The organism is Sulfitobacter guttiformis (assembly GCF_003610455.1).
Classification (GTDB): Bacteria; Pseudomonadota; Alphaproteobacteria; order Rhodobacterales; family Rhodobacteraceae; genus Sulfitobacter; species Sulfitobacter guttiformis.
On record NZ_RAQK01000003.1, the window covers coordinates 107,066 to 118,572 of the forward strand.

10 protein-coding genes are annotated in these 11,507 nt (G+C 56.2%); 5 read left to right on the forward strand and 5 right to left on the reverse strand.

Features of this window, described 5'->3' with window-relative positions; genetic code table 11:
• Positions 1-9: 9 nt before the first annotated feature.
• Positions 10-1,041 carry a 15-cis-phytoene synthase gene (gene crtB, locus C8N30_RS18905; RefSeq protein WP_015063301.1) on the reverse strand — a complete coding sequence of 344 codons (1,032 nt, stop codon included), beginning with the start codon at positions 1,039-1,041 and terminating at the stop codon, positions 10-12.
• Positions 1,038-2,579 (reverse strand): phytoene desaturase, encoded by a 1,542-nt coding sequence (locus tag C8N30_RS18910; protein ID WP_015063302.1) that lies wholly within the window; start codon positions 2,577-2,579, stop codon positions 1,038-1,040. Before C8N30_RS18910 ends, crtB begins: the two co-directional genes overlap by 4 nt.
• A gap of 106 nt (positions 2,580-2,685) precedes the next feature.
• Between C8N30_RS18910 and crtA the strand changes: the two genes are divergently transcribed.
• Genes crtA through bchO form a run of 4 tightly spaced genes read left to right on the forward strand, consistent with a single transcriptional unit; the run spans position 2,686 to position 6,897 of the window.
• A complete protein-coding gene (gene crtA, locus C8N30_RS18915; protein WP_015063303.1) occupies positions 2,686-3,399 on the forward strand; it encodes a spheroidene monooxygenase in 714 nt (237 codons plus the stop codon).
• Positions 3,396-4,403 carry a magnesium chelatase ATPase subunit I gene (gene bchI / locus C8N30_RS18920; protein WP_015063304.1) on the forward strand — a complete coding sequence of 336 codons (1,008 nt, stop codon included), beginning with the start codon at positions 3,396-3,398 and terminating at the stop codon, positions 4,401-4,403. Before crtA ends, bchI begins: the two co-directional genes overlap by 4 nt.
• Positions 4,403-6,025, forward strand: a complete 1,623-nt coding sequence (locus C8N30_RS18925) for a magnesium chelatase subunit D (protein WP_015063305.1) — start codon at positions 4,403-4,405, stop codon at positions 6,023-6,025. The genes bchI and C8N30_RS18925 overlap by 1 nt, the downstream gene beginning before the upstream one ends.
• A 2-nt stretch (positions 6,026-6,027) precedes the next feature.
• Positions 6,028-6,897 carry an alpha/beta fold hydrolase BchO gene (gene bchO, locus C8N30_RS18930; protein WP_015063306.1) on the forward strand — a complete coding sequence of 290 codons (870 nt, stop codon included), beginning with the start codon at positions 6,028-6,030 and terminating at the stop codon, positions 6,895-6,897.
• 55 nt (positions 6,898-6,952) lie between these two features.
• Here the strand turns inward: bchO and C8N30_RS18935 are convergent, their stop codons facing one another.
• Together C8N30_RS18935 and C8N30_RS18940 are read right to left on the reverse strand one after the other, a co-directional pair.
• Complete coding sequence (locus C8N30_RS18935; protein ID WP_015063197.1) at positions 6,953-7,951, reverse strand: ParB/RepB/Spo0J family partition protein; 999 nt, start codon at positions 7,949-7,951, stop codon at positions 6,953-6,955.
• On the reverse strand, positions 7,948-9,150 hold the full coding sequence (locus tag C8N30_RS18940) for an AAA family ATPase (RefSeq protein WP_015063198.1): 1,203 nt from the start codon (positions 9,148-9,150) through the stop codon (positions 7,948-7,950). Before C8N30_RS18940 ends, C8N30_RS18935 begins: the two co-directional genes overlap by 4 nt.
• A gap of 626 nt (positions 9,151-9,776) precedes the next feature.
• On the opposite strand from C8N30_RS18940, the gene C8N30_RS18945 reads away from it, so the two are divergent.
• Positions 9,777-10,811, forward strand: a complete 1,035-nt coding sequence (locus C8N30_RS18945) for a replication initiation protein (RefSeq protein WP_025060869.1) — start codon at positions 9,777-9,779, stop codon at positions 10,809-10,811.
• Between the two features lie 53 nt (positions 10,812-10,864).
• On the opposite strand, the gene C8N30_RS18950 is transcribed toward C8N30_RS18945, so the two are convergent.
• The coding region (locus C8N30_RS18950) for a uroporphyrinogen decarboxylase family protein (protein ID WP_120222909.1) at positions 10,865-11,507 on the reverse strand (643 nt) is incomplete at its 5' end.

Sequence of the window (11,507 nt, forward strand, 5' to 3'; positions counted from 1 at the left end):
AGCGGTTGTTTACTCCGCCGCCACCCCTTGAGTGCGACCATTTGCAAGCTCGCGCGCGCGCAGCACTGCCATGACTTCCATCAATCCTTCCATCCGAGTGGGCATGACAGGGTTTCGACTGGCTGTTGCATCAACCAAAAAAGCAACCTCTGGCAATGGCTTGGCGAAAATTACCGGAGAGCGCGGAAGGGCGATGGAGGCAGCAGCCCGCAAGCCCGCCTTACCAATCAATTTTATTTTTTGCGCTTTGGTGGTGCGCGCGCGGAAACTGATCGAATCATGGTTGTTGCGGCGCAGGGCACCACCAATACCCTCGTAAATGTACCGCGCTGCAAAAATTCCGGTGCGCGCACTTACCGGAAGCGCGCCAATGCCCGCCTCCGAGCGGATATAAAGCCTGCGCGCTTCGGACAGCAGACGGCGAACCATGCGGCGAATTTCGGGCGATGCCTCCGGCGCGGCAAAGAAAGCATCAAGGGCAATTCCTTCCTCCTCCAACCAGTCAAGCGGGAGATAGATGCGGCCAGCGCGGGCATCCTCACCCACATCGCGGGCAATATTTGTAAGTTGCATCGCCACACCCAGATCACAAGCGCGTGCCAAGGCATGCGGTTCACGCACGCGCATCAGCACGCACATCATCGCCCCCACAGCCGAGGCGACGCGGGAGGAATACATCCGCACGTCAGAGAGTGTATGATACCGCCGTTCAACCGCGTCCCACGCCAACCCTTCTAACAAGGCTTCGGGCAGAGCGCGGGGCATGTCGAATTCCGCAATAATCGCTGCAAAGGCGCGGTCCTCGGGGGCGTTTTTCGGCGTCCCCGCATAGGCAAGGTCAAGACGCTCTTGCAATTCGATCACAGCGCGGCCCTTCTCGAAACCCTCATCAACCTCGTCGTCGGCGAGGCGGCAAAAAGCATAGAGCGCAAGCGCGGGATCACGAACGGAGGCAGGCAGCAATTTGGAGGCTGCATGAAACGACAGTGATCCTGTGCGGATCACATCGCGGCAGTGCTCAAGGTCTGCGGGAGCAATCATTCGGCTGCCAGTCTTTGCTTCTGCGTAATTACGGGCATATCAGGGACCAGCTTTGCGAGGACCTCGGCACTGGAGACAACACCGGGTAACCCGGCACCCGGGTGCGTGCCTGCACCGACAAGGAACAGGCCTTCAGCCTCTTCGCTGACGTTATGGGGGCGGAACCAAGCGCTTTGCAGGATGCGCGGCTCAAGGGAGAAACCGGCACCGTGAGGCGACAGATAACGGTCGCGAAAGTCCTCTGGGGTGAACACCAGTTCGGTCGTGATTTTTTCACGGAAGCCCGGCATCTGTTTTTCCAATTCGGCCGCAACCTTTTCGCGATAGACCGGCTCCTCTGTTTTCCAGTTCACAGCATTTTTCCAGCCAAGATGCGGCACCGGCGACAAAACATAAAAAGTATCATCCCCCTGTGGCGCGGCAGTTGGATCGGTGACAGAGGGGCGGTGGATATACAGGCTCATGTCATCGGACAATTTACCCTTCATGAAGATATCGTTCAGCAGCCCTTTGAAGCGCGGACCGTTGACGATCGTATGATGGCCCAGATCCGGCCAATCCTGTGCCGTCCCTTTGGTCCCGAAATACCAGACATAAAGACCCATGGACCACCGCTTGCGCCGTAGTTTGGGCGCTGTCCAGCGACGCTTTTTATGATTCCGCAGCAGGTGGGCATAGGTGTGGCCCGCATCCGCATTACTCACAATCAAGGGCGCCTCTAGCCTATCCCCGTTTGTAAGAGTTACCGCACGAGCCTTGCCGTTCTGGACAATAATCTCATCCGCCTCGGCACCGTGAAGAATCACGCCCCCCTGTGCGCGAATCACATCGGCCATGGCATCGGCAATCGCCTGCACTCCGCCCATAGCATAATGCACCCCGTATGTTTTTTCCAAATGCCCGACCAGCGCATAGATAGATGTCACATGCATAGGATCACCGCCAATAAACAGCGGGTGGAAGGACAGCGCCATGCGCAGTCTTTCGTCTTTAACCCGCGCCGCCGCATGGGCATAAATCGAGCGGTCGGCACGCAGAATGGCAAACTTCGGCAGCACCTTTATTGTCTCCCAAATGCGGTGCATCGGTTTTGCAACCATTCCCTCGAACCCGACAACATAGCGGGCATGACTGTCCTTGAGGAACCGCTTGTACCCCTTAAGATCATGCGGCGAAATTTTTGACACTTCAGCAAACATCCGGTCGTCATCACCGCAAGCCGCAAACTTTGTGCCATCAGGCCAGCGAACTTCATAGAACGGATCAAGAGGGCGCAAATCAACGTCAGCTCTGAAATCACGGCCGCAATCAGCCCAGAGTGATTCGAATATCTGCGGCACGGTTACAATTGTCGGTCCCAAATCAAACCGGTGGCCGTCCTGCGTAATCGACGAGCCGCGCCCGCCCGAGCGGTCCAACCGGTCGAGCACCGTGACGGCATAGCCCTTTGCCCCAAGGCGCATTGCCGCAGCAAGGCCGCCAAGGCCCGCCCCGATTACAAGAGCGCGCTTGTCAGAAGTGGCATGTTTGTCTGTCATGGGGGGCTTTTTATACTGTCTCTTGGGATTTGCGGCTTCACGGAACACTCTTCCATGTTTACACCAAATGTGTAAACTAAAATAGACACATTGGAGATTTTTACATTTGCAACAGGTGGTGAGCCTCAGCTTTTATCGCTTCGGGAGTTTGGGCAGCCGCGTGTGGGCCTTTGCCATGATGGGCCTTGCCCGACGAGCGATGGCACGCACTTCGGGTATCGGCTTTTGGAAGCTATGCGGCTCGGGCACGGGTGAGGGTTTCACACCGAGGCCCAACTTTGGTGTCTATGCGATTCTTGCGACCTGGCCTGATGAGGCGACGGCACTGCGAGAAACCGCGAGGGGTATATTTGCCCGCTATGCTGTGAAATCGCTCGAGGACTGGACAGTATTTATGTCACCAACATCGACACGCGGTGAATGGGCGGGGGTGCAACCCTTCATTGCCCAAAACACGAGCAGTACCGGACCCATTGCCGCACTCACGCGGGCCAAGGTGAAAACCGGCTTGCTACGCAGTTTTTGGGGGCGCGTACCGAACATCTCTGCAGTGATTGGCGCTGACCCATCCGTCCTGTTCAAACTCGGGATCGGGGAAAAGCCGTGGCTGCAACAGGTCACATTTTCGATCTGGCCCGATGCTACCGCAATGAATAATTTCGCCCGCACCGGCCCGCACGCCGAAGCGATAAAAGCTGTTCGCGCCGATGACTGGTTTTCCGAAGAGCTCTACGCCCGATTTGCCCTTGTGTCCGACCGTGGCACATGGGGCGGTGCCTCTCCCCTCATGACGATTAGTGACCCGAAAGAACCAATATGAAACAACCCTTCCCTTTTTCCGCCATCGTGGGTCAGGAAGACATGAAACGCGCCATGATCCTGACTGCGATTGACCCCACTATCGGAGGGGTGCTGGTGTTCGGTGATCGTGGCACGGGAAAATCAACCGCCGTGCGCGCCCTTGCTGCCTTGCTCCCTCCCATAACCGCGGTGCAGGGCTGTCCGGTGAACGCTGCGCGGTTGTCGGAATGCCCCGATTGGGCTGGATTAGAGACTGAAACTTTGCATGAGATCCCGACGCCTGTTGTTGACCTGCCCCTTGGCGCATCAGAAGACCGCGTGACCGGCGCCCTGGACATCGAAAAGGCTCTAACAAACGGGGAAAAGGCATTTCAGCCCGGCCTTTTGGCAAAAGCCAATCGCGGATATCTTTATATCGACGAGGTGAACCTTCTAGAAGATCACATCGTAGATCTCCTTCTTGATGTGGCCCAATCGGGCCAGAACGTAGTCGAGCGCGAAGGGCTATCTATCCGCCATGCTGCCCGCTTTGTTCTTGTGGGGTCCGGCAACCCCGAAGAAGGAGAGTTGCGGCCCCAACTGCTAGACCGCTTCGGACTTTCAGTCGACGTTGCCTCCCCCACAGATATCGAACAGCGGATCGAGGTCATCAAACGCCGTGATGCCTATGACAATGATCATGCGGCCTTTATGGTGCGCTGGCAGGCGGAGGACGGGATGCTGCGCAGTCAGATAACTGCCGCCCGTGTCGCACTCAAGAAACTGACCACGCCCGAGCAAAGTCTGCGCGATGTGGCTGAACTTTGCATCGCCCTCGGCTCCGACGGGTTGCGCGGGGAATTAACCCTCCTCAAGGCCGCCCGCGCCTATGCTGCGTTTCGTGATGATACGGCCCTGACACGGGTGCATATTCGCGATGTTGCCGCACTGGCATTGCGCCACCGCATGCGACGCGATCCGTTGGATGACGCGGGATCAGGTACCCGTGTTGCACGTATCGTCGAAGAAACATTAGGCGCCTGATGACGCCCCTTACGCGCGCCCATACCGCACTTGCCCTGCTGGCGATTGATCCGTCTCTTGGCGGTCTCGTCCTGCGGGCGCGTAGCGGGGCGGTGCGCGATGCGGTAACGAACATATTGCCTGACCATACCCGCCTGCACCCAGCCCTGAGTGCGGATGCGCTGGATGGCGGAATTGATGTGTCAGCGACACTGAATTCAGGAACTTTGACCCTAACAAAGGGCCTTTTGGTACGTCAGGGCGTTTTTGTATTGGCTATGGCCGAGCGGACAGAACCTTATATCGCCGCGCGTCTTGCTGCGACACTTGATGCACAAAATGGGCAGTACCTGATTGCGCTGGATGAGGGGATTGACGAAGAACAGCTACCCCCTGCCCTCTCGGATCGCCTCGCCTTTCATGTAGATCTGGGACATTGCGCAATTAGTGAAATCATCGGGACGCCTGTCTGGCCTCATGCCCGGAGACAGGTTGCGGTTAAAACGCCCCCCGACACCGTTGAGACGCTTGTCCTATTGGCCGTCCGCCTGGGTATCACAAGCCTCCGCGCTGTTGGGTTTGCCCTACGCACCACAAAGGCGCATGCGTCTCTACATGGTCGAACAGAGACTGAAGAAGAAGATATCGCCGCCGCAGTAGCCTTGGTCTTTGCCCATCGTGCCACGCAACTCCCTGCAGAGGACGACCCTCAGGAAATACCTGATGATACCCCACCAAACGATGACCCCAATACCCAGCCAGAGCCGCAAACCAGCCTGCCGCAAGATATACTTCTAGACGCTGTGCTTGCGTCCCTTCCACCTGATCTGCTCGCAAAGCTGAACACTGGTGGCACTACCCGAGGTGCCACAGGAAGCGGTGCGGGGAAAAAGAAAATAGGCAACCGCCGTGGTCGGCCCCTGCCCGCGCGCGACGGTGGGGCGGCACAGGGCCGTGTTGATTTGATCGCGACCCTGCGTGCTGCTATTCCATGGCAAACCTTGCGCAGGCAGAACACTCCTGACCGCGCCGGCCCGATCATCCGCCCCAGCGATTTGCGGCGCAAACGGTATGTTGAGCACTCTGATCGGCTCCTCATTTTTTCGGTTGATGCCTCTGGATCGGCTGCGATGGCCCGTCTTGGTGAAGCAAAGGGCGCAATAGAGCTTTTACTTGCCGAAGCTTATGCACGCCGCGACCACGTTGCGCTGATCGCGTTTCGCGGAGCCGGCGCGGATGTACTGCTTGATCCCACACGCTCGCTCGTACAAACAAAACGCAAGCTTGCTGCGCTTCCCGGCGGTGGTGCGACGCCGCTGGCTGCCGGTCTGATGGCCGCACAAAACATGGCAATGCAGGCGCGGCGCAAGGGCCTTAGCCCGACCGTCATCACCCTGACAGACGGGCGCGCCAACATGGCGCTTGATGGCACCCCAAATCGCGCGCAAGCAACCAGTGATGCCCGTACCGCTGCCCAGGCGCTACGGGCTGCGGGTGTCGATTGTATTGTCATCGACACTGGACGCAGGCCCGAGCAAAGCCTCGCCGCACTTGCGGGAATTCTGGGTGGGCCTTACATCGCCCTGCCCCGCGCTGACGCGCGTAGTCTGTCCGATGCGGTGACCCGCCAACTGGAGGATTAGCAATGGATTGGGAGCGTCACAAAAAAGACTGGCCGCATGCCGGTACATCCCGTTTCATACTTTCTAAGCCACATAAATGGCACGTTCAGGAAGTCGGCGCAGGCCCCATGCTGTTGTTGCTGCATGGCGCAGGCGGCGCCACCCAAAGCTTTCGCCACTTGATCCCCTTGCTTAGCAAAGCCTACCGTGTGGTCGCGGTGGATCTCCCAGGTCAAGGATTCACCCGACTGGGCGCTCAAGCGCGCTGTGGCCTCGAGTATATGGCCGAAGATATCGCAAAGCTATGCATGTCCCAAGGCTGGCAACCACAAGCCATTATAGGTCACTCTGCGGGCGCAGCAGTTGCCTTTGACCTCGCGCCACGCCTGCCCGCCCCTACCCCACGGATCATTGGTATCAACGCTGCGCTCTCGCACTTCAAAGGTGTGGCAGGCCTGATGTTTCCTCTCATGGCAAAGGCTCTAGCGGTTATGCCCGGAGTAGCGGCCATCTTCACTGCTTCCAACAGCAACCCACGATCTATCCAGCGCTTGATTGACGGCACAGGTTCGACGCTGCCACCCGAAGATCTTCGATATTACGGCGCCTTGGTGAGTGACCGCGACCATGTGAATGCGACACTACAGATGATGGCACAATGGGATCTTCGGCCGTTGCTGAAGCGTTTACCTCAGAGCGGGCTAAAGGGGCTTCTGATAGCCGGCGCAGCCGATCGTGCTGTACCTGCAGAAACATCAAGAAACCTATCGGAGAAAATTGCAGGTCTCGAATATGCTGAGCTTCTTGGTCTTGGCCATCTTGCCCATGAAGAAGCGCCTGAGGAGGTCGCGGCATTGATTTTGGGGTATCTTGCAAAAAATGCGCCCGACTAAGGCGCATTTTCCATACTTTTCAATATTTTAGACGATTATTGCCCTCGGGCAATTCTCATTTGGAAAATCTGGCCTTTAGAAAGGCATCAAGTGCGCCGCGCAGACTTGCCTCCGACATACTGTCCTCGAATTCGATCAGAAATTTACGGCCCTTTTTGCGGGTAACGATCCCCTTCTCACCGGCAGAACGACGAAATGTCACCTCATCAGTTTTGCGGGCTGGTTTTGCCTTTGGTTCCTCGGCGGCACGACGCAACTGCTTGACCACATCCATGGGGTCCACAAACGGGCCACGCCCATTTCGCGCTGACTGCTGCTGCGCCTCAATACGGGCCGCTTGAGCCAATACCGGATCCGCTGTCGCGGGCCGCGCAAGAAGTGGCTTGAGATCGCGGGCATGCCGCTCCTTCAGATCGCGGATTGACGGGAAGGCGCCGACAATTTGCGCGGGCAATGATGCCAACGCGAGATAGCGCGAAAGCCACGGCTGACTCACCTCCAGTCGTTCCGCCATCGCCTTTTGCTTGCCGCCGTAATACCTCGCGATCGCATCGGCGTAATCTATTGCGCGCTCATAATCGCTGATGTCCTCACGCTCACGGTTTTCAATGTCGGCAAGGCGAAACGCCTCTTCGTCGGACATCTCACGCGGCTCTACGAGGTATTTGAACTGGGTGTAGTTATTTGCACGCAGCCAGCTGACGGCAAAATGGCGTCGCGCACCACAAATTACTTCGTACTTGAAATTAGGATCATCAATCGGTCGCACCACGGCGGCAAATTCCTGACGTCCCTGCGCACGAATGCCGTCGATAAGATCGCGGCAGTTCTCTTCGTTCAGCAGCGCGTAGTCGCGATTGTGACGCTCCCACATGCGGCACTCGGACGGATCCACCCAGCGCAGGGTTTTCTCCTCCAGCTCACCTGACATCCGGTCATTGATGGTGGTGGAACGTTTGAGAAAACGTGCAGACTCACGTCCGCTTGTGGGACGTGCCGGGCCGTCCAGATCGCTCAACACATCGTCAAAGATCGCATCATGTTTCTTGCTCATAGCAGCCCCTCCTTGCGCAGGCTTTTGTGATGGCTAGGCCATGTTTTGCGGATGAGCAGCTCAATCTCGCTGTTTACCGCATCCAAATACGCACGACAGCGTTTGTGTGTCTCGGTCCGTGTCGAAGGGCCCGTCAGCTCATAAACCGTCGCCAGATTGGCGGCAGCATTGTCGATTTCTGCGCTATCTTTCAGCACAGCATTCAGCATGTCATGCGGGAATACTGCATCCATCATCCGTTTGATTGCGGTATGTGCCGACTTGCTGTCATTCATCTTTGTTGCAAGAATTTTAATAAAAGCATAATCACGCGCACCGCCTGCACGTGCCAGCTCGTTCAGTGTTGCGCCCATCATTTTGAGAAAGTGCGCCGTTGAGCCAAAATCGATATTATTCGGAGGCGCGGGGATCACAATAGCATTGGCCGCGCGCAACACTGATAGGGAAAGCATCCCGAGGGCAGGGGGCGGATCAAGGAGTATAACATCAAATTCATCTTTGATGCTTTCGATTCCCTCCCGCAACTTATCAAGAACAAACGACGAATCCCGGGCCATGCGGGCCGCAAACTCATATTCGGCATCGTAAAGGCCAAGATTGGCGGGGATCAATGCAATACCCGGCCAGTACGTACCCCGCAACGCGTAATGAAGGGTCTTTGGTCCACCATGCCGAAAGAAGGGATAAAGTGTCTCCTCCTCCTCATCTACGTCGATATCGGGGTTGAGACCGAAGACGCTGGTCGTACTGGCCTGACTGTCGCAATCGATTACGCAGACACGATACCCTTTGAGAGCCAGATACTGTGCGAGATGGCACACCATAGTAGATTTACCGACACCGCCTTTGAAGTTCTGAATGGCCAGAACCATCGCCGGATCACTGGTTGCGCGGTGGGGCAGGGTGCCAAATACGCGCCGCATCTCATTGACCTGAGCCAGACTGTATCCGGTACGGCGCCCTGTTTCATCGTCCTTCTGCGGTTCGGGCAAGCGTCCATCGCCTTCCGCATCGCGAATTAGTTTGTCACTGCGCCCGACCATTTCTGCGGCTTTGCGTACATTAAATCGAAGATCTAGTGTTTTACTTGTTCCGGGTGCGAACAGTCTGTCACGTAGACGGCTGATAACAGTGGACGCGCGGGTTGAAAGTTGATCAAGCTCCGCAAGTGTAACGGGGGGAAGTACAGGCTGCTCCATGAGATCCTCATGTTATGATTATCTCCGAATCATGAACTGCGCAGCACTAATGCTCAAGTATGAATATATCCGGCTAGACCATAAATAGTGGGAAATCGAAGCTAAATTTCAGATTTACGGGAATTTGTACTTTTGAGGTGAGATAATCACCCAGATAAAGCGCTGATAGTGCCCTAACCACCCCAAATGTAAGATTAGTGTTTTTATGGGTCTGTCAGACATATTGGTTAGTAAAAATCATATATGAAAAACCCTTTTATGTTCTTCCTTCGGAATCTTCTATGTTCTTACACGCGAGCGCTTTGTTTTTAAGGTGATTTAAGGGTCTACACTTACGTTTCGGGACTGTTTGGCCTACATAAGGGGATGTCTATTCCTACATATAGGGGCGGCTATGCTTACGCTTCGGGAGGGCCCCTATTCTTACTTTCGGGGTGCTTGGCTACAGGTGGTAGGCAGAGGGTAAAAAGACAGTAGAATACAGAGGGATGCGAATCGGCGTGCGTTATTATCCATTTTCTATCCTTACTTTTAGGGTGGTTACTGCGTGATTGCCCATGGGCAATTTCTTTGATACCTTACGCGTAGGCAGATACAAAAGTAAGAATAAACGTGTAAGCGAGCAGATGGCACCCAAACCTTACCGCACGATAACGGCGCGCCCGAATGCAGAAAGCCTGGTCAAGCCGGGCGAGTTGGTGGACCTTGTCGAGGTCACGCCACTGACCCTTGCTGATCGTAGGATCTATAACCAGCTTCTTGAGAATGCGTGGGATGCAATCGACAAGCCGGTCACCCACGTCATTGCAAAGGCCGATCTCCGCGGATCGCATAATTCCAATGACCGCGTTGGAGAATCGATCGAGCGGCTAATGGCCTCCATCGTGAAGGTGAAGGTCAAACGGGACGGCGAGGATGCGATCGAGCGGGTGCAACTGTTGGGCGGTAACATCGAGACGACGCGGCGGGACGGTCTGTTCGAATACGAAATCCCTACACGACTGCGGCGAATCATTAAGGACAGTACTGTATTCGCACGCCTTCAACGCGAGGTGATGTTTGCGTTGAGCTCCAAGTACGCACTGACGCTTTATGAGATGATTCAAAAACGTGGCAATCTACGATGGAAATCGTCCGAGAAATTTAGCGTCGATGATCTGCGCGGTATTCTTGGCGTCCCCAAGGGAAAGCTGACCTCATGGTCCAACCTCAAGTTGCGGGCGATCGATCCTGCGGTGGTCGAGGTCTGTGCGCTGAGCGATTACATCGTTGAGGTGGAGCCGATCAAGACGGGCAGGCGGGTCACTCACGTCGAGCTGAAATGGTGGCGCAAGGATGCCAAGTCAGAGGCGGAAGCAGAGCGGGAGTTGAGCTTTTCCAAGGTTGGCCGCAAGGAGCGGGCCCAAGAACGTGCTCAAACCGCCAACGAACCTCCCCCCCGCGCTTATGCAGCACGCCCGCGCCCAGTCTGGCTCGAGGCCCGTGGCGAAGCGCTGCGCGCCGATACATACGAGACGGCGCGCCTGCGCTATCCGGGTTTTGATATCTATCACGTTGAAGGGGAATGGCGTGACTGGGCGAAGGGAAAAGAGGTGCCACGCGATGCCGACCGTGCTTTCCTCGCGTTTTTCAAAACCTTTGCAGAGGCCAACCCGATTTAAAAAGGGGGGGGGAAACACCCCCCCCCCAATATATTGGCTTCTGAACTGGTAATTTAGCCGTTGCGCACGGTATCGATCATCAGTTGAACATTCTCGGGATCTGCATCTGGAGTGATGCCGTGACCGAGGTTGAAAATATGTGGTCCTTTGGCAAAAGCCTGAACCGTGCGCCGTGTTTCCGACACCAGCGCGTCACCACCAGATACCATATGCGATGATTTCAGGTTGCCTTGCACGCAGCCGCCAGGTTGTAGATGCTGGGCGGCCCATTCTGCGGTCACGCCATCGTCAACGGCGATGCAATCGGCCCCTGTCGCGGCATGGGCGCCTTTGTACTTTTCGCCTGCGCCGCGGGGGAAGGCGATGATTGGCACATGAGGATGCTTATCCTTGAGGGCCGAAGTGATTCGCGCCATTGGCTTGATCGAATAGTCCATGAAATCATCGCCCTGAAGCGAACCTGCCCAGCTGTCGAAAATTTTGACGACCTCTGCACCGGCCTCGATCTGCTTTGACATGTAGTGGATCGTCGCATCCGTTATCCGGTCCATCAGAGCGTCAAAGACAGCGCGGTTTTCTGCCTTGAGTTTGTGGGCAGGCGCCTGATCCGGCGTGCCCTGACCAGCGATCATATAGGTTGCAACCGTCCAAGGTGCACCCGCGAAGCCGATGAGGGTTGTTTCGGCGGGCAGTTCC